A 22,775-nucleotide genomic window follows, 5' to 3' on the forward strand; every position below is an offset into this window, starting at 1 on the left:
CTGGGTGGTGTTGTCGGGCAGCCGCCGTCGAAAGAGCCGACGGCCTTACCAGCCGAGGAATCCCGTGAGTGACACCCCATTCGGATTCGGCCTTCCGCCGGAGGAGCCGGAGAACGGCGACGAGGGCAAGCAGAAGGACCCACAGGGCGGTGCTGGTCAGGGGCCGTTCGGTTTCGGACTGCCCGGCTTCGGCGGTCCGGGAGGCGACAATCCGTTCGCAGCCATGTTCGGTTCCATGAACCCCAACGACCTCGGTGCCGCGTTCCAGCAGCTGGGCCAGATGCTCTCCTACGAGGGCGGACCGGTGAACTGGGACATGGCCAAGCAGATCGCCCGTCAGACGGTCTCCCAGGGGACGTCCGACGGCGTCAAGGACTCCAGCATCGGTCCCGCCGAGCGCACCGCCGTCGAGGAGGCCGTCCGCCTGGCGGACCTGTGGCTGGACGACGCGACGTCGCTGCCGTCGGGTGCCGGCTCCGCGGTGGCGTGGAGCCGCGCGGAGTGGGTCGAGGCGACCCTGCCCGCCTGGAAGGAACTGGTCGACCCGGTCGCGGAGCGCGTCGGCGCGGCCATGGGTGATGTCCTGCCCGAGGAGATGCAGGCCATGGCGGGCCCGCTGATCGGCATGATGCGCTCCATGGGCGGCGCCATGTTCGGCACGCAGATCGGGCAGGCCGTGGGAGTGCTCGCGGGTGAGGTCGTCGGCTCGACGGACATCGGGCTGCCGCTGGGCCCGACGGGCCGGGCCGCGCTGCTGCCGGCGAACATCGAGGCGTTCGGCAAGGACCTGGGCGTGCCGCAGGAGGAGGTACGGCTGTATCTCGCGCTGCGCGAGGCCGCCCACCAGCGTCTGTTCGCCCATGTGCCGTGGCTGCGCTCCCACCTGTTCGGCGCGGTCGACGGCTACGCGCGCGGGATCAAGGTCGACACGGCCAAGCTGGAGGACGTGGTCGGCCAGTTCGACCCGCAGAACCCGGAGCAGCTGCAGGACGCGCTCCAGCAGGGCATGTTCCAGCCGGAGGACACCCCGGAGCAGAAGGTCGCCCTGGCCCGCCTGGAGACGGCGCTGGCCCTGGTCGAGGGCTGGGTGGACGCGGTAGTGCACGCGGCGGCGAAGCCCCGGCTGACGTCCGCTGACGCGCTGCGTGAGACGCTGCGCCGTCGCCGTGCGTCGGGCGGCCCGGCCGAGCAGACGTTCGCCACGCTGATCGGTCTTGAGCTGCGTCCGCGCCGGCTGCGGGACGCCTCGCGTCTGTGGGCGTCGCTGACGGACGCGCGCGGTGTCGACGGCCGGGACGGCCTGTGGGCCCACCCGGACATGCTGCCGACGGCGTCCGACCTGGACGATCCGGACGGCTTCGTGCACCGTGAGCAGCTCGACTTCTCCGAGCTCGACAAGATGCTCGGCGAGGCGGCGGGCGGCTCCGCCGAGAAGCCGAACGAGAAGCCGAACCTGAAGAAGGACGACGACTCCGAGTGACTCTTCACGGCAACGCGGTCCGGGTGCTGGAGAAGTACGAGGACCAGCAGGATCTCCGTCAGGTCTACCTGGACCATCTGCACGGCCGTCCCGACGGGATGTGGAAGGCGTGCGAGGACGGGCACATCACGGCCAGCGCTCTGGTGATCGACCCGGAGCGTGAGCGGGTCCTGCTCACGCTCCACAAGAAGCTGCGGATGTGGCTCCAGATGGGCGGTCACTGCGAGCAGAGCGACAGCACGCTCGCCGGTGCGGCGCTGCGCGAGGCCACGGAGGAGTCCGGCATCCCCTCGCTGCGGCTGCTCCAGAGCACGCCGGTCCGCCTGGACCGGCACCACACGCCCTGTGCCTGGCACCTGGACGTGCAGTACGCCGCAGTGGCCCCGGCCGGCGCGGTGGAGGAGATCAGCGACGAGTCCCTGGACCTGCGCTGGTTCCCCTACGCCGAGGTCGCGGACGTGGCGGACGACTCAGTCGTACGACTGCTCGAAGCAACCCGCGCCCGACTGTGAACGGGTGAAGGGTGAACGGGTAAGGGGCGACCGCCCATGGTGGTCGCCCCTTACCGTCCTGTCCTGTCCTGTCCTGTCCTGTCCTGTCCTGTCCTGTCCTGTGCGGCCGGCTCTAGCTCCAGGCGTTGCCCTGGTTCTGCGCCCGCACCCCGTGCTGTCCCATACCGATCTGGGCGGCGAGGCCCTGGCCGATCTGGGCGTTCTGCGGCGGCAGCAACTCGCTGGGCTGGACCAGCGCGTAGCCGCTGCCCATGAAGCTGAGCTCCCAGCCCTCGCCGGTGTTGCCGCGCCGCCGCCACACTCCGGACGTGTGCGTCTGGGCCTGCATCTGGACCCGCAGGCCGGTCGACCAGGCCACGATCGCGTCGGCGTCGCAGTTGACGTACCGGTCCGGTGTCACCTGCATCATCAGGGGCGCGCCCGAGGTCATCAGGGCGACCCTGCCGCGGCCGGTGATGTTGAGCTGGTACTTCCCGGAACCGGAGATGCCGTACAGGCTGTCCACGGCGATGACCTCGTGGTGCAGCCCGGAGTCCATCGCCAGCACGTAGCTGCTGTCGACCGTCAGCCCGTCCTGTTCCACGTCCACCATGTGGATGTGCTGGGCGAGGTTGGCGAGATAGACCGTGCCCTGCCCGTGGCAGCGCATCAGGTCCAGGCCCTCGCCGGTGTGCGCGCGGGAGCGGCCCTGGTTGCGGCTCTGGTACTCGGCGTCGAACTCCATCAGGCCCTGGTAGGCGACCATCGTGCCCTTGCGGGCGAGGATGTCGTCGTGGCCCTCCAGGGTGACCCGGAGCATCTGCTTGTTCTGCAGACTCCAGCGTTCCTGGGTCTGCGAGTCGTTGTGCGCGAAAAGTGGGCTCTGCATGGCGTTCTGGCTCCCCCTCAGCCCCGGAACCGGAGACGGTCGGTGCTGTCCTCGCTGGGCTGGACGACGACGATGCCCTGGCCGGAGAAGGCCATCTGGTAGGCCTCGCCGCTGCCCCGGCCGATGAGCGACTGCGCCTTGAAGCTGCGCTTGCCCTTCACCTTGAGGTTCGGGGACCAGGCGACGAGCGCGTCCGGGTCGACGTACGTCTCGTCGTCGCCACCGCCGCAGTCGACGACGATCGGCTTGCCCCGGGAGGTCAACGCGACCCAGCCCTGCCCGGAGATCCTGGTGTTCCACAGGCCCTGTCCGGCGAACTTCGCGAGCCCCTTGACCCGCTCGACGCCCCAGGTGAGGTGCGCGTCGAAGGCGAGGAGGTTGGTGGCGTTGACGGAGATGCCGTCGCCGTTGAGGTTGATCACGACCACGTTCGCGCCGTAGTCGGCGAGATAGAGCAGACCGTCCCCCGAGCACTTCATCAGGGGCGCGCCCTCGCCGGTCATCCAGTCCTTGGCGATCTGGCGTACGGCAGGCGGGTTGGGCTCGTACTGGACGAAGCCCTCGTAGGCGACCATCGACCCCACGCGCGCGAGGAGGTCGTTTCCGGTCTGCATGGCGACCTTCAGCATGTGGTTGCCGTGGTTTTCCATACGGGCGGTGACGGGTGCGGGAGCGTAGCCCGCGAGTGGCTGATTCATGACGGGCTCCCTCAGACCTCGTACGGCTGGACGACGATGAAGTTGCCGGGCGCGCCCCGGAACTGGAGGTTGACGCTCTCTCCGGTGTCGCCCGGGTAGGCGTTGCGGCGCATCCGTACCTGGCTGGAGACGACCACCTGGGAGGCGGCCGACCAGGCGACCACGGCGTTGCAGTCGGCGAACGTGGTGGGTGTGACGGGCAGGACGACGGGGACGCCGTGCGTCTTCACGACGATGGTGCCGGTGCCCGTGAACTGCATGGTGAACAGCGCACCGCCGGGGATGCCGTGTCCCTCGACGCGACGGACCTCGTACTGGAGGCCCTCGTCGAACGCGAGGACGTTCTCGGCGGACACACAGATGCCGTCGCCCTGGAGTTCGATGGGGTGCAGCATCGTGGCGTTGTCCGCGAGGAACACCTGGCCCTGGCCGGTACAGCGCATCAGCTGCATCTCCTGGCCGGTCGCGTTGCCCACAATTCGGCCGGAGAACCCGGCGCCCTTGTAGCTGAAGTCGACCTTGCCCTGGTAGAGCACCATGCTGCCCTGCCGGGCCAGTACGGGCTGCCCGCCGATGCCCAGGTCGACGCGGATCAGCTTCTTGTTCTGCTGTGTCCAGCGCTGCCCGGTCGGCGTCTCCTTGAACTGCTGGAGCGCGGCCGACACTCCGGCGCCCTGGCCGCCGCCCTGGGGGACGCCTTGCGGCACCCCGTAGGTGGCCTGCGGGCCGGGGGCATGCCCGAGCGGGGGCTGCTGAGCGTAACCGGGCGGGCCGGGGGGAGCCTGGGGAGCCTGCGGCTGGCCGTAGCCCGGGGGCAGCGACCCGGTCTGGCCGGGTACCTGGCCGTACGGAGCCTGCGGGGGCACCGGCTGTCCGTAGGGCGCGGGTGCCGGAGCCGGCGGCGGTACCTGGGCGCCGCCGGGCGGTGTCAGGGGCGCCACGATGGTGGGGGCCGCGTGCACCGGCGGTGCGGGCGCCGGGGGCGGGGTGGCTCCCGGAGCGGGCGCGAAACCCTGGGCGACGGGCTGCGGAGCGGCCGGGCCCGGCGCCGGCGCAGGAGCACCGAAGGCGGGCGGCGGGGCGGCCGGGGCGGGGGCGCCGAAGGCGGGCGGGGCGAAGCCGGGCGCGGCTGCGGGCTGGGGCTGCTGGGCGGGGGTCTCCTCCTCGGCGACCTCACCGCCGAAGTTCTTCAGCAGCGCCTCGAGGCCGCCGTCGAAACCCTGTCCGACCGCGGCGAAGCGCCACACGTCCTTCAGGTAGAAGTCGCCCAGCATCACGGCCCGCTCGGTGGAGAACTCCGAGCCGTTGAAGGCGTAGCGGGCCACCTCCTCGCCGCCGGCGACGATGCGGATGTACCCGGGGGCGATCTGCGACATCTGCCCGGCGCCGTCGAGCGTGGCCGTGAACGACAGTTTCTGGATCTGCGCCGGAATCCGGTCGAGGGTGACGCGGAAGGACTCCGTGTCGCCCGCCTGAGCGCCCAGGAGCTGGATGGACTCCTCGGGTGACTTCGGCTGGTTGAAGAAGACGAAGTACCGGTCGTCCGAGAGCCGCTCGTCGGCGTCGAGGCCGAAGCAGCTGATGTCGAAGGTCAGCCCCGGTCCGGAGATCTGCACACCCACGTACAGATCCGTGCCCGCTGTGAGATCACTGATCCTGGCCTTGTGGCCGCGTTGGAATTCCCTGGCCATGCGTAACGACCGTCCCCCATCCCGAATGCCGAATGCGTCGGGTCAGGCTAACGGCTAATTCCGGCCTTGGACGAAGCCGGTACAAATCCGGTACACAACACCTCGTCGCCCCCGGCCCATCTGCCGCTCGGGCTCACTCCCCGCGCGCGGAGGGCGGGGTCGGCAGGCGGTCGGCGGCGACCACTCCTTCGAGGTAGCCCCGGGCCCGTTCGGTGCGTGGATACGCGTCCAGCAGCCGCCAGAAACGGGGCCCGTGCCCGGGCACCAGCAGATGCGCCAGTTCATGGAGGAGGACGTAGTCGACGACGTACTCGGGCATGCCCTGCAGCCGGTGCGACAGCCGGATACTGCCCTCGGCGGGGGTGCACGAGCCCCAGCGTGTGTTCTGGTTCGTGACCCAGCGCACCGTCGCGGGCCGGGCGCGACCGCCGAAGTACTGGGCCGACAGCTGCTCGGCGCGCTCGGCCAGCTCGCTGTCGCCGGGCACCCGTTTGTTCTTGCTCTCCTGGGCGGCCAGTTTGTCGAGCATGACAGTCACCCAGCGCTGTTCCTCGGCCTCGGACATCCGGGCGGGGATGAGCACGACGGTGCGATCGCCCTCGCGGTACGCGGAGACCGTCCGGCGTCGCCGGGAACTCCTGCGAACCTCGATCGCGCTCGCCCCCGAGCCGCTTGGCGGCTGGCTCGTCGTGCTGCGCTGTGGGTTTCCGGCGCGGTGCAGTGGGTCGGCGGGCACGGCACGACGTTACCCGCTGTGCACGGAGGAAGTCTTGACTCCGGCACGGTTCGGCGGCGATCCCCCACCATGCGTTTGATTTGTACGACGAATACCCACCGCCTGTGGACAACTTTCGACGCCCGATGAGCGAACCGGGCAAGCTGGCACCCGTCGGCGGAACGAGCACCGAAATCCACCGACATACCAGGACTTTCAACGGGGACGTTCTCTGGCTACGGGGGCCTGTCATGCGATCAACCACCACTTCTGCGCCTGCGCCGGACACAGCCACCGCGCTGCCGGCCACAACCCACCTGGGTGAAACCCATCCGCGTGTCACCCACCCGACGATCAAGGGCGCGCTGCGCACCTGCTGGCGGGATCTGAAAACCGTGCAGTTCGGGATGACGCCCGCCCACGCGATGACACTCGGCCCGATGGACACGGCGACGGGCAGCTTTCTGACCCTGCTCGACGGCACCCGCGGGCTGCCGCTCCTCCATGAGGAGGGGCACCGGATGGACCTGCCCGCCGACCACATCGACGGCCTGCTGGAGCGGCTGAGCGAGGCCGGGCTCCTCGACGACTCGAGCGGTGGCGGTCCAGCCGTCGAGAAGCTGCGCGGTAAGAAACGGGTTCTGGAGCGGCTGGGCCCCGATCTGGCCTCCCTCTCCCTGGTCGCACCGGCGCCGGGCGAGGCGATGGCCCGGCTGGCTGCTCGCCGGTCGCTGCGTGTGCAGGTCCGGGGCGCGGGCCGGGTGGGCGCGGTGGTGGCCTCCCTGCTGGCGGGGGCCGGCGTGGGCCATGTCGATGTGCGCGACGGCGGGGTGGTCGAGCCGTGGGACGTCGCACCGGGTGGCCTGCCCCTCGACTCCGTCGGCGAGCGCCGGGACGAGTCCGCGCGGCGCGCGGCCCGCAAGGCGGCGCCCGACCGCCCGCCACGGCGTACGGCCGCCCAGTCACCGGAGGGTGAGAGCGACTCCGGTCTCTCCCTGGTGATCCTCGCCCCGCGCGACGACCTCGCCGTGCACGCGCCCGACCCGGCCGCCGCCGAACCGCTCGTGATGTCGGGCACACCTCATCTGTACGCGGGTGTCGTGGAGGGGACCGGAATCGTGGGCCCGCTGGTGCTGCCGGGAGAGACCGCCTGCGCGGGCTGTCTGGAGCGGTGGCGCGTCGACCGGGACCCTGCCTGGCCGCGTCTGGTGACGCAGTGGCGGTCCGCACGACCACGCCAGGTCAGGGCCTGTGACCTGGCCCTGGCGACGACGGTCGCGGGCCTGACCGCGAGCCATGCGCTCGCCTTCCTCGACGGCAGGACCCCGTCCACCGCGGGCGCCCGTTGGGAGGTGTCCGTGCCCGGGCTCGACTGGCACGCGCGCCCGGTCTGGGCGCATCCCGCATGCCCGTGCGGTGCCGAGGAGAAGAGTAAGAAGGAAGAACACACCTCAAAGGACGGGGAGTCGCACGAGAGAATGGCGGAGCAACGGCCGTCGACGGAGTTTCGCCGTAGGGCACACGCGGCGCGGCTGTCCGGAACTTGGAGGGCTCATGTCTGATCTTCCCCGGAAGGCGGTCACCCGTACCGCCAAGCTCGCCGCGCTTCCGCTCGGCATCGCCGGGCGGGCCACCTGGGGACTCGGCAAACGGATCGTCGGCGAGTCGGCGGACATCGTCGGCCGCGAGCTGCAACAGCGCACCGCGGAACAGCTGTTCAAGGTGCTCGGCGAGCTCAAGGGCGGCGCGATGAAGTTCGGGCAGGCGCTGTCCGTCTTCGAGTCCGCCCTGCCCGAGGAGGTCGCCGGCCCCTACCGCGCCGCGCTGACGAAGCTCCAGGAAGCGGCTCCGCCGATGCCGACCCGCACGGTGCACTCGGTGCTGGCGACGCGGCTCGGCGCGGACTGGCAGGACCTGTTCCTGGAGTTCGAGGACAAGCCCTCCGCCGCGGCCTCGATCGGCCAGGTGCACCGGGGGGTGTGGCACGACGGGCGCGAGGTCGCGGTCAAGGTGCAGTATCCGGGCGCCGGCGAGGCGCTGCTGTCCGACCTGACCCAGCTGAGCCGCTTCGCCCGTCTGCTGGGGCCCCTCATTCCCGGCATGGACATCAAGCCGCTCATCGCCGAACTCCGGGACCGCGTCTCAGAGGAACTCGACTACGGCCTGGAGGCCCAGGCCCAGCGAGCCCACGCGGAGGAGTTCACGGACGATCGGGACGTCGTGGTTCCAGCCGTCGTCCACCAGTGCGAGCAGGTGCTGGTGACGGAGTGGATCGACGGCATACCGCTGTCGGAGGTGATCACCGACGGTACGCCGGAGCAGCGCGACCGTGCCGGTCAGTTGCTGACCCGGTTCCTCTTCTCGGGTCCCGCTCGCACCGGCCTTCTGCACGCCGACCCGCATCCCGGCAACTTCCGGTTGCTGCCCGGCGGCCCGGCGGGCAAGGACGACTGGCGGCTGGGTGTACTGGACTTCGGTACCGTCGACCGCCTCCCGGGTGGCCTGCCCCCGACGATCGGCCACTCCCTGCGCCTGACCCTGGACGGCCAGGCGGAGGCGGTCTACGAGGCGCTTCGCGCGGAAGGCTTCGTCAAGGACTCGATCGACCTGGATCCCGACGCGGTACTCGACTATCTCCTGCCGATCATCGAACCGGCCCAGGTGGACGAGTTCACTTTCAGTCGGGGCTGGATGCGCAACCAGGCGGCCCGCATAGCCGACCCGCGCTCCCCCGCGCACCAACTGGGCAAGCGCCTCAACCTGCCCCCCTCCTATCTGCTGATCCACCGGGTGACCTTGAGCACCATCGGCGTCCTGTGCCAACTGGGAGCGACGGTCCGGATGCGCGCAGAACTGGAGGAGTGGCTGCCGGGATTCCTGCCGGAGGACGAGGAGGAGTCCGTGGCCGCCGAGGCCTGACCGGCGCTCGCGCGGGCCCAACGCACAGCGAGGGCCGGTCCGTTGGACGGACCGGCCCTCGCGAGAAGTGGCTGCTGTTACTGCCGAGCTGCCGTGGTCGTTACTGCATGACCGCCATGGCGAGCGCCCGGCGGGCGCGCAGCGAGGCGCGCTCCGCTCGGCGCTGGAGGCGGCGGGCGGTCACCACGCGGTGCGCGCGACGTTCCCGCTCGGCCTCCTGGAGGCGGTCGTGCATATGCGCACGAGCCAGGGCTTCTGGGATGAGTTGCATCTCTCGGGTCCTGTTCTGGCGCGAGTCGTTCGCACCGGTGGTGATGAAGTCTTGGGTCGCGGAGCCGACGGGCTCGCTGGTGGATGGCGTCATCGGGGCCTGCTTCTTGGGGTCGTGCGTGAAGGGGCGGTCGATCGTTCCTGCGGTGTTCATGCCGTGACCGGGTTCTTGCGCGGACGGCCGCGGGGCCGCTTGCGGGCCACGACGACACCCTGGACGAACAGTTCGCCACCCCAGACGCCCCAGGGCTCACGCCGCTCCTTGGCGCCGGCGAGGCAGGCCTCCATCAGCGGGCAGGTGCGGCAGAGGGACTTGGCGTACTCGACATCGGCCGGCGACTCGGCGAAGAAGACCTCCGGGTCGTAGGAACGGCAGGGGACGGGTACGCCGAGGTTCTCGATGGCGTCGTCGAGCGCGGTGAGCGCAGTGAGCGGGATCAAGGTGCAGTCCTCCGTGAGGCCGGGCGGGGGGATCGTTTCGGAAGGCGGTACGGACGGGGCGTGCGCTTCGAGTTGCACGGTTTGTTTTCCTCGTCTGGTCGTTCCGGCCCTGTTGGGCCGAGTGCGGCTGGTACCGGCGGGTTTTCTCTTGTCCCGAGGCCCCTTCACTCCGTCGTCCCCGTTCGGGGAAAACAGAAGGGCCGCGGATCCCGGATGGGGTTCCGCGGCCCTGAAGGCGCCGGCCTGACAGATCAGGCTGGATCACTCCAGGGTTCTGGCCCACGGAAGGCCCACATCGTGTGGTGCTGCGTCGTCTGCTTGAGGGATCCGGCACCGGCTGCAAAGGCATAGGCCGGGGCCTGTGCCACTACTGCTCCTGCTTCCAGTGCCTTGCTCGGTCGCTCATTGCGCTCGCGGACAGGGAGACCCGCGAGAGACACGGTGGACGCCGGCCGGACGGCAGGAATGCCGGACAGACCGGTGCCCAGGTTCGAGACGCCGAGCATGCACAGGGAAGCGGTCGAGAGATCGGTCATTTTGACCTCGCTGACAGAGCTGGTGTAGATGCTGATCACTGGACTCGCCTCCTCTCGGCGTCTTGGGGGACTGGGGTGAACCAGTCCAACGGATATACGACTATGAAGTACAGCACGGAGTCAGGCCTTCTGAGAAGACTCTGTTCCGATGGCTAAGAACCTATGGGGATTGCCGGGGCATGCGCAAACCATTTTTCCGACGAGTTTGAATCAGTCACCGCTGTCCTCCCCCGCAACTTCCTGACCTGCACAGATGGCCAGAACATCGGTTCCGTACCGGTTGAGCTTGCGCACGCCGACGCCGGGGATGCGGGCCAACTCCCCTTCTTCGTCCGGGACTGCCTCCGCGATCGCCATCAGGGTCCGGTCGGTGAAGACACAGAAGGCGGGCTGCCCGCTGCGCGCCGCCTGGACGGCCCGCCACTCGCGCAGCCGTTCGTAGAGCCCTTCGTCCATGTCCGAGGGGCACTCGTCGCAGCGCATCAGTTTCATCTCGCCCGCGTCGGTCAGGGTGCGCCCGCAGACCCGGCAACGGGCCGGGGTTCTCTGGGTCCGGCGCGGGGTGGCTCCCGGGTTGCCCACGAAGCCGCGCTCGATACCGGCGGAGCCTCCCGTGCCGGTCCGAAGGGTGGTGGCGACGGACCCGGGGCGAAGGCCGTCGAGGAAGCGGCTGGGGCGGCGGTTCGGCCGACCCCCGGGCGTGCGCGAGAGGGCCCAGGAGACCTGAAGGCGTTCTCTCGCGCGGGTCACCCCGACGTACAGGAGGCGTCTCTCCTCCTCGATCTGTTCATCGGTCTTCGCGTAGCTGATCGGCATCATGCCCTCGGCGACTCCGACGAGGAAGACGACGTCCCATTCCAGCCCCTTGGCCGAGTGGAGGGAGGCGAGTGTGACCCCCTGCACGGTCGGGGCGTGTTGTGCGTTCGCCCGCTCGTCGAGTTCGGCGACGAGGTCGGCGAGTGTCACGTCTTGTTTCGCAGCAGCGAAGTCGTGCGCAAGGTTCACCAGGGCGGCCAGGGACTCCCAGCGTTCCCTGACGGCCCCTGACCCCGCGGGCGGTTCGCTGGTCCAGCCCTCCCCCGAGAGCACGGCACGCACCTGGGAGGGCAGGTCGACGACATCGTCCAGGAGGGAGTTGTTGGCTCCGAAGCGGGCGGAGGCGCGCAGCGAGCTGAGGGCCTTGCGCACCTCGGGCCGGTCGAAGAACCGTTCGGCGCCGCGCAGCTGGTAGGGGACACCGGCGTCGGCGAGTGCCTGTTCGTAGGTCTCCGACTGGGCGTTCGTCCTGAACAGGATGGCGATCTCAGCGGCCGGGACACCGGCGGCGACGAGGTCACGGATGCGTCGGGCCGCGCCCTCGGCCTCGGCGGGTTCGTCGGTGTACTCGGTGTAGGCGGGTTCGGGTCCGGGGTCGCGCTGCGAGACCAGTTCCAGGCGGTGTTCCGCTGCGCGGCCCCGGGCCTGGGCGAGCAGGCCGTTGGCGAGGTGGACGACCTGGGGGGTGGAGCGGTAGTCGCGGACCAGTTTGACGACGGTGGCCCCGGGATGGCGGGTGCGGAAGTCGAGCAGATGGTCAGGAGTTGCTCCTGTGAACGAATAGATCGTCTGACTCGCGTCGCCGACCACGCACAGGCTGTCCCTCTCCCCGAGCCAGAGCTCCAGCAGTCGCTGCTGGAGCGGGCTGACGTCCTGGTACTCGTCGACCACGAAGTGCTGGTACTGGCGGCGCACCTGCTCGGCGATGTCGTGCCGGTCCTGGAGGACCGCCACAGTGAGGAGCAGGACGTCCTCGAAGTCGATGACGGAACGGTCCCGCTTGAGGTCCTCGTAGGTGGCGTAGAGCTGGGCGATCTCGGCCGGGTCTCGGGGCGCGACCCGGCCGGACTTCGCGATGGCGGGCACGTAGTCGGCGGGGACGGTCTGGGTGACCTTGGACCATTCGATCTCGGCGGTGACATCCCGCAGTTCGCCCCGGTCGAGGCGGATACGGCAGGCCGCCGCGGCATCGGCGACCAGCTGGATCTTGCGGTCGACCAGGCGCGGCATGGAGCCGCCGACGGCCTTCGGCCAGAAGTACTGGAGCTGGCGCAGCGCCGCCGAGTGGAAGGTGCGCGCCTGGACTCCCCCGGCACCGAGCTGTCGCAGCCGCCCGCGCATCTCTCCGGCTGCTCGGGCGGTGAAGGTGACGGCGAGCACACTGGAGGGCTGGAGGATTCCGGCACGCACGCCGTAGGCGATGCGGTGGGTGATCGCCCGTGTCTTGCCCGTGCCGGCGCCTGCCAGTACGCACACCGGACCGTGCAGCGCGGTAGCCACTTCGCGCTGCTCGGGATCGAGTCCGTCGAGCACCGCGTCGGCCGAATCCGGAACCTGCGGGAAGAGAGTGGAGTGCGTTGCTGCTGTCACACCGCCATGCTGCCAGGTCGCCGGAGACGGGTGAGCCGGTTGTCCACAGGCGGACCCCTGCAGTCGTACTAATGCGGCAAGCGTCTCGTGCCCGGCCGCTCTCCCGATACCCCGGGCGGGAATGGTGGCCGGGGCGCGAACGTTCCCCCAGAGCGAGCACCCGTCCCCGAACCGCTGAGGAGCGCTAGAGACCATGCCGGGCACTGTGACGATGTACAGCACCACGTGGTGCGGCTACTGCCAGCGGCTGAAGAGCCAGATGGACCGCGAGGGCATCGCGTACAACGAGATCAACATCGAGCACGACCCGGACTCCGCGGCGTTCGTGGAGAAGGCGAACGGCGGCAACCAGACGGTTCCGACGGTGCTGGTGGTTCCTTCCAACGACGGCCCGCAGGTCGTGATGACGAACCCGAGCCTCGCCCAGGTGAAGCAGGCCCTCGGCGCCTGATACACGCGTGAATCCGACCCCCGCCCGGCCCGGTGCCGTACGGGGGTCTTCGCGTGCCCGGGGCGCCTGGAGGCCGGCTCAGGGGCCGCCCTGGGGCGTCAGAGCGCGCTGCCCGGCTTCGGCAGCGGCTTGCCGTACCAGAGTTCGATCAGGCGGGCCGCGATCGAGATGCCGTACGGCGGGAGGACCTCACCGGATTCGAAGCCCGCGCGCAGGTCCTCACGGGAGAACCAGCGGGCCTCGTGGATCTCGTCGCCGTCGACCTCGATCTCGTTGGAGACGGCACGGGCGTTGAAGCCGAGCATGAGACTGGACGGAAAGGGCCACGGCTGGCTGGCGACGTACTCGACCTGGCCGACGAGAATGCCGGCCTCCTCGAACACCTCGCGGCGCACCGACTGTTCGATGGACTCGCCGGGCTCGACGAAGCCGGCGAGCGTCGAGAAGCGGCCTTCGGGCCAGTGGACCTGGCGGCCGAGGAGGATGCGGTCGTCCTCGTCGGTGACGGCCATGATCACGGCCGGGTCGGTGCGCGGGTAGTGCTCGGCGCCGCAGGCCTGGCAGCGGCGGATGTGACCGGCGGCGGCGATGACGGTGCGCTCGCCGCAGCGGGAGCAGAAGCGGTGCAGGCGCTGCCAGTTCTCCAGGGCGACGGCGTGCACCATGAGGCCGGCGTCGCGGGGCGAGAGGAGCAGGCCGGCCTCGCGCAGGCCTGCGGGGCGCGCGGACTGGTCCATGCGGCCGGGCAGGCCGTCCTTCTGGAGGGCGAAGTAGCTGGTGCCCTCTTCGTCAGTGCCCAGGAAGTAGCGGTGTGCCTCGGTGAGGGGGGCCTCGAAGGAGGGGGTCATGACGAGTTCGGTCCGCCCGTCAGGCGTCTCGTCGATGAGGACCTGCCCGCCGGAGACCACGAAGCAGCGGGTGGTGGGGTGGCTCCATGCCGCGGCGAGCCAGGCCTCGTCGAGCCGGTGGTGGGCGGCCCGGTCGATGCCGCTGGGGGCGGTGAGGGAGATGGGACGGTCGGCGGTGTGGTCGGTCCAGGTGGTCACAGGTGCTTCCAACTCCCCCGGTGGAACGGATATTTCGGCGGGCGGTACGGCGGGACGTGGGTGGCGGCGCTTCGGGGGCGGCGGTTTTCGGACGGGTTCGCGCGGGTTTCGGGCGGTGCTTTCGGCGTCGCCCGGGGTGTCCGACGGTCCGGTCCGGACCGGATCGTCAGGACTCATGGCGCCAGTTCTCCGCGAGGTCGCCCCACAGATGGGCGGTGGTCTCGACGCCCTTGAGGAGGAGGTCGATCTCCACCTTCTCGTTGGGGGCGTGCCAGCCGTCGGAGGGGACGGAGATGCCCAGGAAGAGCACGGGGGCACCGAGGACGTCCTGGAGGTCGGCGGCCGGGCCGCTGCCGCCCTCGCGCGTGTAGCGGACCGGTTTGCCGAAGGCGCGGCTCATGGCGCGTACGACGGACTGGAGGGCGGGGTGGTCCAGGGGGGTCAGACAGGGGCGGGTGGCCGCCGCGAATGTGATCTCGTGCCGGATCCCGGCAGGGACGTGGGTCGCGGTCCAGTCGCGGACGATCTTCTCGATGTGGTCGGGGTCCTGGCCGGCGACCAGCCGGAAGGAGAGCTTCACCATGGCCGAGGCCGGGACGATCGTCTTGCTGCCGGGCCCCTGGTAGCCGCCGCCGATGCCGTTGACCTCGGCGGTGGGGCGCGTCCAGACGCGCTCCAGGGTGGTGTGTCCGGCTTCACCGTGGGTGGCGTACGACTTCGCGGTGCGCAGCCACTGCTCCTCGTCGAAGGGGAGTTCGGCGAAGAGTTCGCGTTCCCGGTCGGTGAGGTCGGTGACGCCTTCGTAAAAGCCGGGTATCGCCACGCGTGCGTGCTCGTCGTGGAGTGCGGCGACGAGGCGGGCGACGGCGGTCGCCGGGTTGGGCACCGCGCCGCCGAAGGAGCCGGAGTGGATGTCCTGGTCGGGTCCGTGGAACTGGATCTCGCACTCGGCGAGGCCGCGCATACCCGTGCACACCGTGGGGGTGTCCTCGGCCCACATGCCGGTGTCGGAGACGATCACGGCGTCGGCGGCGAGCCGGTCGGTGTGCGTCTCGACGAGGGACCGGAAGTGGAGGGAACCGGACTCCTCCTCGCCCTCGACGAGCATCTTCAGGTGGACGGCGGGTGCGGTGCGGCCGGTCGCGGCGAGGTGAGCGCGGACGCCCAGTGTGTGGAAGAACACCTGGCCCTTGTCGTCGGCGGCGCCTCGCGCGTGGAGGCGGTTGCCCCGGACGACCGGTTCGAAGGGGTCGCCGTCCCAGCCGTCCTCGCGGGCCGCGGGCTGCACGTCGTGGTGGCCGTACACGAGGACCGTGGGCGCGGCGGGGTCGTCGGCGGGCCACTCCGCGAAGACCGCCGGTGCGCCCGGGGTCGCCCAGACCTCGACGGTCGGGAAGCCGGTTTCCCTGAGTTTGGCGGCGAGCCAGTCGGCGCTGCGTCGTACATCGGCGGCGTGGTCGGGCTGGGCCGACACGGACGGGATGCGCAGCCACTCGGCGAGGTCGTCGAGGAAGGCGGCGCGGTGCTGCTCGATGTACGTGCGGACGGCGCTGTCCGGGGCCTGGCTCATGGTCATGAGCTTATCGGCCCGCGCTGACATCCTCGTCCGGTACCTCGAACGCGGCCGGCTCGTCCAGGAGCAGCCGCTCCAGCGCGGCCCGGTCCAGAAGATCGTCCGGCCGCACGGTCTCGCCGCTGCGCACGTAGAGGAAGGCGGCCTCGACGGCTTCCAGCGGCACACCCTGCTGCTCGGCCCAGGCCAGCCGGTAGACGGCGAGCTGGAGGGGGTCGGCGGTGTGGGCGCGGTGGGTCTTCCAGTCGATGATCTCGTACGTGGCTTCCGCGCCGTCGCCCTCCTTGTAGACGGCGTCGATTCGGCCCCGTACGACGCGTCCGGCGATGTCGAGCTGGAAGGGTGCCTCGACCCGGTAGGGCGTGCGGTGGGCGTACGGGGTCTGTTCGAAGGCGTCCTTGAGGGCTTCCAGGTCGCGTTCGTCGTCGATCTCGGCGTCGCCGCCGGGCAGCTCTTCGGGCTCCAGCATGGGGAGCTGCAGTTCCTCGAAGCGTGCCTCGACCCAGGCGTGAAAGCGGGTACCCCGGCGGGCCGCTGGCTGCGGAGGGCGGGGCATGGGGCGCGCCAGTTCCTGCGCGAGCGCGTCCGGGTCGGCGGCCAGGAGCATCAGCTGGGACGCGGTGAGGGACGGGGGCAGGGGCACGTCGGTGACGCTCTCCCGCGCGCGCAGCAATTCCCCGGTGAGGGCGTCGAGGTCACGGTCCCAGGAGGCGACGGCGCGGGCCTCCTCGGGTGTGAGATCCATCTCGGCGGGGTGTCTGCGGGCGTGGGGAACGGTGGGCGGGCGATCCGGGCCGTGTCCGGTGCGGGGCACGCGCGCGTGGGGCGGCGTCTGTGCGGGCGGTGCGGGACGGTCGGTGGTCCAGGTGTCCCAGTCGGTGTCGTCCTCGGCAGGGAGAGGGGCGTCTTGGTCGGGAGAGCTGTGGTCGAGGTATCCGTCATGGGGTTCGCCGTCCTCATACGGAGGCTCGTCGTACGGAGGCTCGTCGTCCGGGGGCGGGGGCCAGTCCGGGTCGTCGTACGTGTCGGGAGCGGGCGCGGGCGCGGGGTGGGAGGAGAGGGTCTCCAGGTAGGCGAGGACGGTCTCGGCGGCGGCCCGGCGGCGGCGGAACGCGGCGTCGTCCAGGGGCAGAGGCCACACCTGGTCGGCGGTGGTCGCCTGCAGGGCGGGATTCTCCTCGCCTTCCTCGGGTTCGTCCGCCCACACCTCGGTCTCGCCGTGTCCGGCCGCGCAGTGGTCGTGGAGGGCCCACAAAAAGTCTGAGGGGCCCCGGGGCTTCTTCTGGGAGGGTCCCCACCAGTGGCCCGAGCCGAGCAGGAGGGAGCGGGGGCGGGTGAAGGTGACGTAGCCGAGGCGGAGTTCCTCGGTGTGCTGGTGGTCCTTCATCGCCTCCTGGAAGGCCTTCATGCCCCGGGAGTCCCAGGCCTCGATGTCGGGCAGCGTGGCGGTGTCGCCGCGCAGTCCGTGCGGCAGGACCTTGGCCTGGGAGGTCCACTTCTCGCGGCCCTGCGCGCTGGGGAAGGTGCCGGTGACCAGGCCGGGGACGGCCACGACGTCCCACTCCAGGCCCTTGGACTTGTGCGCGGTGAGCACCTTGACGGTGTTCTCGCCGCCGGGCAGGGCGTTGTCGAGGCCCTTCTCGTACTGCGCGGCCGTGCGCAGGAAGCCGAGGAAGGCGAGCAGACTCGCCTCGCTCTCGTGGGCGGCGAAGGAGGCGGCGATGTCCAGGAAGTTGGAAAGGGTCTCGCGGCGGCGGGCGGCCAGGGCGTGCGGGGACGCGGACAGTTCCACTTCCAGGCCGGTGACGGCGAGCACGCGGTGCAGTACGTCCATCAGCGGGTCGGCGAGGGAGCGGCGCAGGTCGCGCAGTTCGGTGGCCAGCCGGGCGAAACGCACGCGCGCGTCCGGCGAGAAGGGCAGCCCGTCGTCGTCGCCCTCGCCCCTCATGGAGGTCTCCAGGAAGGTGTCGAGGGCGTCCGCGAGCGATATCACCTCGGCGGGATCGACCCCCTCGACCGCCTCGGCGAGCCGACGGTCCGGGTCGTCCGGGTCGCCCACGCGCGCGTGGGACACGAGAAAACGGGCCCGGCGGCCCAGCAGGGCGAGGTCGCGCGGGCCGATGCGCCAGCGCGGGCCGGTGAGCAGCCGGACCAGGGAGGCGTTGGCCCCCGGGTCCTGCAGGACCTCGCAGACGGACACCAGGTCGGCGACCTCGGGCAGGTGCAGCAGCCCGGAGAGCCCGACGACCTCGACGGGGATGTCCCGGGCGACGAGCGCGCCCTGGATCTCGGCGAAGTCCGTGGCGGTGCGGCACAGGACGGCGATCTCGCCGGGTGCCTTGCCGGTGCGTACGAGGTGGGCGATGGAGTCTGCGAGCCAGTCGATCTCCTCGGCGTGGGTGCGCAGCAGCGCGCAGCGCACCTGGCCGTCGCGCTCGGCGCCGGGTGCGGGGCGCAGGGCCTCCACGCCCGCGTGCATGGCGCGCAGGGGCTCCGCGAGGCCGTTGGCGAGGTCGAGGAGGCGGCCCCCGCTGCGGCGGTTCTCGCTGAGCGACTGGCGGACCGCCGAGCCGCCGTCGGCGTGGGCGAAGTGCTCGGGGAAGTCGTCGAGGTTGGCGACGGAGGCGCCGCGCCAGCCGTAGATCGCCTGGCAGGGATCGCCGACCGCGGTCACCGGGTGGCCGGTGCCGCCGCCGAACAGCCCTGCCAGGAGGATGCGTTGGGCCACGGAGGTGTCCTGGTACTCGTCGAGGAGCACCACTCGGAACTCCTCACGCAGGACGCGGCCCACCTCGGGAATGCGGGCGAGCGTCGCGGACAGGGCGATCTGGTCGCCGAAGTCCAGGAGGTCCCGCTCGCGCTTGGCGGCCCGGTAGCGGGTCACCAGTTCGGCGAGTTCGCGGCGGGCGGCGGCCGTCTCGGGGACCTTGCGCAGATCGGCGTTGGTGAGCTTGGCGCCCTCCAGGGCGCGCAGCAGTTCGGCGTCGTACGCGCGCAGTTCCTCGGGGCGCACGAGGTGTTCGGCGAGTTCGGCGTCCAGGTTCAGGAGGTCGCTGACGAGGTCCGGGAAGGAGCGGGTGAGCGACGGGTAGGGGCCGGGGGCTTCGCGCAGTACGCGCGCGGCGAGCTGGTAGCGGGTCGCGTCGGCGAGGAGGCGGGCGGTCGGTTCGAGGCCGATGCGCAGGCCGTGGTCGGTCAGCAGGCGGCCGGCGAAGGAGTGGTAGGTCGAGATGACGGGTTCGCCGGGAGGGTTGTCGGGGTCGATGACGTCCGGGTCGGTGACGCCTGCCTTGACGAGTGCCTTGCGGACCCGTTCGGCGAGTTCACCGGCGGCCTTGTTGGTGAAGGTGAGCCCGAGCATCTGTTCGGGCGCGACCTGGCCGGTGCCGACGAGCCACACCACACGTGCCGCCATCACCGTGGTCTTGCCGGACCCCGCTCCGGCCACGATCACCTGCGGGGCGGGCGGCGCGATGATGCAGGCCGTCTGCTCCGGGGTGAACGGGATGCCCAGGAGCTCCTTGAGCTGCTCGGGGTCACTGATACTGGCTGGCACGTCAGAGAGGCTAGCGGCGGCCACTGACAGTGGGTGTCACTCGACCACGTGCCGGCCTTCCGGGCGGGCGCTGCACGACGCCCTGAAGGAGCAGTGGGCGCACTGCTGGCCCGCGGTCGGGGTGAACCGTTCGTCGAGCACCTTGCCGGCGGCGGTGGCCAGCAGGTCGCCGATCCACTCCCCCCGCGCCCCTGCCTCCGCCGCTCCCTCCAGCCCCCCTTCCGACTCTCTTTCCGGTGTTCCTGCCGGAGTTCCTTCCAGGGGAGCCTGGGCCTGCACCTTGGGCAGCGACTCACCGCCGTCCCTCTTCGCGGCGCCCTGACGCAGCTGGACGAGTTCGGCGCCGCCCGGTTCGGGGCGCACGCCGTCGAAAACGTCGTCGACGGCGCCTTCACGGACGGCGAGCTGGTAGACGGCGAGCTGGGGGTGGCGGGCGACCTCGGCGGCGGTGGGCGCCTGTTTGCCGGTCTTGAAGTCGACCACGTAGGCCCGGCCTTCGCCGTCGGCGTCGACGCGGTCCATGGAACCCCGGATGCGCACTTCGTAGTCGCCGGCTTCGAGGGTCACGTCGAAGTCGTGCTCACTGGCCACGGGGGTGCGGCCGGTGCGCCTGGAGTCGACGTGCCACGTCAGGAAACGTTCCAGGGCCACACGCGCGTGCTCCTTCTCCTGCGCCGACTTCCAGGGCGCGTCGAAGGCGAGCGCGTTCCACACCGACTCGAGGCGTTCCATGAGGACGGCGAGGTCGGCGGGGGTGTGTCCGGAGGCCACCTCGTCGGCGAGGACGTGCACCACGTTGCCGAAGCCCTGGGCGGCGGTCGCGGGGGCGTCGGCCTTCACCTCACGGCCCAGGAACCACTGCAGGGCGCAGGTGTTGGCGAGTTGGTCGAGGGCGCTGCCGGAGAGCACGACGGGCTGGTCCCGGTCGCGCAGGGGGACCTTGCTCTCGGTCGGCTCGTACATGCCCCACCAGCGGTAGGGGTGCGCGGACGGTACGAGGGGGCGGCCCTCCTCGTCGGTGAGCGCGGCGAGCCGGGCCAGGCGGCGGGCGGCGGCCTCTCTGAGGGAGTCGGACACACGCGGGTCGACCGTGGTGGCGCGCAGTTCGGCGACGAGGGCGGCCACGGAGAGCGGGCGGCGCGGGCGGCCCGTGACGTCCTTGGGTTCGACGCCGAGTTCGGTGACGAAGCGGGAGGGCTGGTCGCCGTCGTCGGCGGGGGCCTTCACCGCGGTGACGACCAGGCGTTCACGCGCACGCGTGGCGGCCACGTAGAACAGCCGCCGTTCCTCGGCGAGCAGTGCGCCCGGGGTGAGCGGTTCGGCGAGGCCGTCGCGGCCGATGCGGTCGGCCTCCAGGAGGGAGCCGCGGCGGCGCAGGTCGGGCCACAGGCCCTCCTGGACGCCGGCGACGACCACCAGGCGCCACTGGAGGCCCTTGGCGCGGTGCGCGGTCATCAGGCGTACCGCTTCGGGGCGTACGGCTCGGCGGGTGAGGGTGTCGGCGGCGATGTCCTCGGCGTCGATCTCCTCCAGGAAGTTGAGGGCGCCACGGCCGCCGGTGCGCTCCTCCGCGCGCGCGGCGGTCGCGAACAGCGCGCACACGGCGTCGAGGTCGCGGTCGGCGTTGCGGCCGGCCGCGCCGCCGCGTCGGGCCGCCCGCTCCAGCCGTCCCGGCCAGGGTGTGCCGTTCCACAGGTCCCAGAGGGCCTCCTCGGCCGTACCGCCGCCCGCGAGGCGCTCACGTGCCTTTCCGAGGAGCGCGCCGAGGCGTTGTGCTCCCCGCGCGTACGTCGGGTCGTGGGCGACAAGGCGTCGCGGTTCGGCCAGCGCGCGTGCCAGCAGTTCGTCCGAGGGCGGCGGTGCGGGGTTGCCCGCGGCCCGCTCCTCCTCGCGCAGGGCGCGGCCGAGGCGGCGCAGATCGGCGGCGTCCATACCTGCGAGCGGTGAGGTGAGCAGGGTCAGGGCGGTTTCCGTGCCGAGCCAGCCGATGTCGCCCGGCTCTGCCACGTCGGCGGCCGCGCCCTGGTCGTCCCCTGCCTCTGCGGCGTCGCTCTCCGCGCTCCCGTCCGATGCCTCGGCGGTCGCCACGGCTCGAAGCGCCGTCAGGAGTGGTGCCACCGCCGGTTCGTGGCGCAGGGGCAGGTCGTCGCCGTCGATGTCGAGGGGCACCCCGGCGGCCGTGAGGGCGCGCCGGATCGTCGGGATCGTACGGCCGCCGGCCCGCACCAGGACGGCCATCTCGCCCCAGGGGACACCGTCCTCGAGGTGTGCGCGGCGGAGGATGTCGGCGATGTTGTCCAGCTCCGTACCGGCTGTCGGGTACGTGCAGACCTCGACACGGCCTCCGTCGCGGACCGGGGCGAGCGCGCGGTGGGCGCGCACCTTGTCGGCCGGGAGCCGGGTCAGAGGCATGCGCTGGGTGAGGAGCCGGGTGGCGGTCAGCGGGACGGCGGCGGAGCGGCGGGAGGTCCTGAGGACCTCGACCGGTGCCGGGCGGCCGTCCGCGCGCGGGAAGGCTTCCGGGAAGTCCAGGATGCCGTTGACGTCCGCCCCGCGGAACGCGTAGATCGACTGGTCGGGGTCACCGAGGGCGACCAGCGTCCGGCCCCCTCCGGCGAGCGCGTGCAGCAGCCGTACCTGGGCCGGGTCGGTGTCCTGGTACTCGTCCACGTAGACGGCGTCGTAGCGGGCGGCGAGCTGCCCGGCGGTGTCGGGGCGGCTCGACAGGAGTACCGCGCGGTGCACGAGTTCCGCGTAGTCGAGCACCCCTTGCATGTCGAGTACGTCGAGGTACTCGGCGAGGAAGGCGGCGGCTGCGCGCCAGTCGGGGCGGCCGATGCGGCGGGCGAACGCGTCCAGGGCGTCGGGGCCCAGCCCCAGTTCGCGGCTGCGGGCGAGAACGGCGCGGACCTCGTCGGCGAAGCCGCGGGTGGTGAGGCAGGCGCGCAGTTCGTCGGGCCAGCGCACATGGGCGAGGCCGAGCCGCTCCAGGTCGGGCTGACCGGCGAGCAGTCCGCGTACGGCCACGTCCTGTTCGGGACCGGAGAGCAGCCGCAGGGGTTCCACGAAGAGGTCGCTGTCCTGGTGGGCGCGGACCAGGGCGTAGCAGAAGGAGTGGAAGGTCGTCGCGCGGGGAGCGCGGGCGGCGCCGATCCGCAGCGCCATGCGGTCGCGCAGTTCGACGGCCGCCTTACGGCTGAAGGTGAGGACGAGGATCCGCTCGGGGTCCCCGCCCCGGGTGATCCTGGCGGCCACCGACTCGACGAGTGTGGTGGTCTTCCCGGTTCCCGGACCTGCGAGGACGAGCAGCGGTCCGTGCGCGTGGTCAACCACCGCGCGCTGTGCGGCGTCCAGACTGAGGGGATCCTGCCGCGTGGGCGGGGTACGGACCAGTCGGTAAGCGCCACGGGTCCCCTGTCGCCCCTGGGGGTGCGGCAGGCGTCTGGTGGAGGAAGAGGAGCTCACGTGGTTCGCCGGTCCTGGTGGGTGTGCTGGTTTGCTGTGCGCCACGTGCGGAGAACGGTGGCCGGGAGGTGAGGGGGGCAGGTGCAGCCGACGCTACGCCGCCGGGCGGTTCGGAAGCAGGGCTTCCGCATGTTCCCTCCGGCCCCGA

Annotated in this window: 17 protein-coding genes; 5 read left to right on the plus strand and 12 right to left on the minus strand. The window is 71.3% G+C overall.

What is annotated here, in order from left to right:
- The first annotated feature begins 64 nt into the window (after positions 1-64).
- Positions 65-1,480 (plus strand): zinc-dependent metalloprotease, encoded by a 1,416-nt coding sequence (locus ABZ855_RS20580; RefSeq protein WP_360808716.1) that lies wholly within the window; start codon positions 65-67, stop codon positions 1,478-1,480.
- Entirely contained in the window at positions 1,477-1,992 is a 516-nt protein-coding gene (locus ABZ855_RS20585) for an NUDIX hydrolase (RefSeq protein ID WP_360808718.1), read from the plus strand. Before ABZ855_RS20580 ends, ABZ855_RS20585 begins: the two co-directional genes overlap by 4 nt.
- 112 nt (positions 1,993-2,104) lie before the next feature.
- On the opposite strand, the gene ABZ855_RS20590 is transcribed toward ABZ855_RS20585, so the two are convergent.
- From ABZ855_RS20590 to ABZ855_RS20605, 4 genes are all read right to left on the minus strand, one after another.
- Positions 2,105-2,860: an AIM24 family protein gene (locus ABZ855_RS20590; protein ID WP_360808720.1), complete on the minus strand. Its 756-nt coding sequence runs from the start codon at positions 2,858-2,860 to the stop codon at positions 2,105-2,107.
- Between the two features lie 17 nt (positions 2,861-2,877).
- Complete coding sequence (locus ABZ855_RS20595; RefSeq protein ID WP_329271175.1) at positions 2,878-3,558, minus strand: AIM24 family protein; 681 nt, start codon at positions 3,556-3,558, stop codon at positions 2,878-2,880.
- An 11-nt stretch (positions 3,559-3,569) separates the two neighbouring features.
- Complete coding sequence (locus tag ABZ855_RS20600) at positions 3,570-5,249, minus strand: TerD family protein (RefSeq protein ID WP_360808723.1); 1,680 nt, start codon at positions 5,247-5,249, stop codon at positions 3,570-3,572.
- 133 nt (positions 5,250-5,382) lie between these two features.
- On the minus strand, positions 5,383-5,985 hold the full coding sequence (locus ABZ855_RS20605; protein WP_360808725.1) for a M48 family metallopeptidase: 603 nt from the start codon (positions 5,983-5,985) through the stop codon (positions 5,383-5,385).
- Positions 5,986-6,215: 230 nt separating this feature from the next.
- On the opposite strand from ABZ855_RS20605, the gene ABZ855_RS20610 reads away from it, so the two are divergent.
- Both ABZ855_RS20610 and ABZ855_RS20615 read left to right on the plus strand, forming a co-directional pair.
- Entirely contained in the window at positions 6,216-7,526 is a 1,311-nt protein-coding gene (locus ABZ855_RS20610; RefSeq protein WP_360808727.1) for a TOMM precursor leader peptide-binding protein, read from the plus strand.
- The gene (locus ABZ855_RS20615) at positions 7,519-8,883 is read left to right on the plus strand and encodes an AarF/ABC1/UbiB kinase family protein (protein ID WP_360808729.1); all 1,365 of its coding nucleotides are present in this window, start codon (positions 7,519-7,521) and stop codon (positions 8,881-8,883) included. The genes ABZ855_RS20610 and ABZ855_RS20615 overlap by 8 nt, the downstream gene beginning before the upstream one ends.
- Before the next feature lie 100 nt (positions 8,884-8,983).
- On the opposite strand, the gene ABZ855_RS20620 is transcribed toward ABZ855_RS20615, so the two are convergent.
- From ABZ855_RS20620 to ABZ855_RS20635, 4 genes are all read right to left on the minus strand, one after another.
- A complete protein-coding gene (locus tag ABZ855_RS20620) occupies positions 8,984-9,307 on the minus strand; it encodes a hypothetical protein (RefSeq protein ID WP_319210781.1) in 324 nt (107 codons plus the stop codon).
- Positions 9,304-9,672 (minus strand): WhiB family transcriptional regulator, encoded by a 369-nt coding sequence (locus ABZ855_RS20625; RefSeq protein ID WP_189147026.1) that lies wholly within the window; start codon positions 9,670-9,672, stop codon positions 9,304-9,306. The genes ABZ855_RS20620 and ABZ855_RS20625 overlap by 4 nt, the downstream gene beginning before the upstream one ends.
- A gap of 173 nt (positions 9,673-9,845) precedes the next feature.
- The gene (locus tag ABZ855_RS20630; protein WP_360808731.1) at positions 9,846-10,169 is read right to left on the minus strand and encodes a hypothetical protein; all 324 of its coding nucleotides are present in this window, start codon (positions 10,167-10,169) and stop codon (positions 9,846-9,848) included.
- Positions 10,170-10,340: 171 nt separating this feature from the next.
- A complete protein-coding gene (locus ABZ855_RS20635) occupies positions 10,341-12,536 on the minus strand; it encodes an ATP-dependent DNA helicase UvrD2 (protein WP_360808733.1) in 2,196 nt (731 codons plus the stop codon).
- Between the two features lie 193 nt (positions 12,537-12,729).
- Here ABZ855_RS20635 and ABZ855_RS20640 point away from each other — a divergent pair, with 193 nt between their 5' ends.
- Positions 12,730-12,987, plus strand: coding sequence for a glutaredoxin domain-containing protein (locus ABZ855_RS20640; protein ID WP_360808735.1), 258 nt, complete (start codon positions 12,730-12,732; stop codon positions 12,985-12,987).
- Between the two features lie 98 nt (positions 12,988-13,085).
- On the opposite strand, the gene nudC is transcribed toward ABZ855_RS20640, so the two are convergent.
- From nudC to ABZ855_RS20660, 4 genes are all read right to left on the minus strand, one after another.
- Entirely contained in the window at positions 13,086-14,033 is a 948-nt protein-coding gene (nudC, locus tag ABZ855_RS20645) for an NAD(+) diphosphatase (protein ID WP_319210773.1), read from the minus strand.
- A gap of 166 nt (positions 14,034-14,199) precedes the next feature.
- Positions 14,200-15,609 carry a dipeptidase gene (locus ABZ855_RS20650; RefSeq protein WP_360808737.1) on the minus strand — a complete coding sequence of 470 codons (1,410 nt, stop codon included), beginning with the start codon at positions 15,607-15,609 and terminating at the stop codon, positions 14,200-14,202.
- A gap of 4 nt (positions 15,610-15,613) precedes the next feature.
- Positions 15,614-19,162 carry an ATP-dependent DNA helicase gene (locus ABZ855_RS20655; protein WP_360808739.1) on the minus strand — a complete coding sequence of 1,183 codons (3,549 nt, stop codon included), beginning with the start codon at positions 19,160-19,162 and terminating at the stop codon, positions 15,614-15,616.
- Positions 19,163-19,198: 36 nt separating this feature from the next.
- The gene (locus ABZ855_RS20660; protein WP_360808741.1) at positions 19,199-22,627 is read right to left on the minus strand and encodes an ATP-dependent DNA helicase; all 3,429 of its coding nucleotides are present in this window, start codon (positions 22,625-22,627) and stop codon (positions 19,199-19,201) included.
- Positions 22,628-22,775 lie beyond the last annotated feature (148 nt).

The sequence above is a fragment of the Streptomyces sp. NPDC047042 genome (assembly GCF_040644035.1).
Taxonomy (GTDB): Bacteria; Actinomycetota; Actinomycetes; order Streptomycetales; family Streptomycetaceae; genus Streptomyces.

Coding starts and splice junctions, on each gene's coding strand:
- ABZ855_RS20590 (WP_360808720.1), bottom strand. CDS start 2,860: ATGCAGAGCCCACTTTTCGCGCACAACGACTCGCAGACCCAGGAACGC.
- ABZ855_RS20595 (WP_329271175.1), bottom strand. CDS start 3,558: ATGAATCAGCCACTCGCGGGCTACGCTCCCGCACCCGTCACCGCCCGT.
- ABZ855_RS20600 (WP_360808723.1), bottom strand. CDS start 5,249: ATGGCCAGGGAATTCCAACGCGGCCACAAGGCCAGGATCAGTGATCTC.
- ABZ855_RS20610 (WP_360808727.1), top strand. CDS start 6,216: ATGCGATCAACCACCACTTCTGCGCCTGCGCCGGACACAGCCACCGCG.
- ABZ855_RS20615 (WP_360808729.1), top strand. CDS start 7,519: ATGTCTGATCTTCCCCGGAAGGCGGTCACCCGTACCGCCAAGCTCGCC.
- ABZ855_RS20620 (WP_319210781.1), bottom strand. CDS start 9,307: ATGAACACCGCAGGAACGATCGACCGCCCCTTCACGCACGACCCCAAG.
- ABZ855_RS20640 (WP_360808735.1), top strand. CDS start 12,730: ATGCCGGGCACTGTGACGATGTACAGCACCACGTGGTGCGGCTACTGC.
- ABZ855_RS20650 (WP_360808737.1), bottom strand. CDS start 15,609: ATGACCATGAGCCAGGCCCCGGACAGCGCCGTCCGCACGTACATCGAG.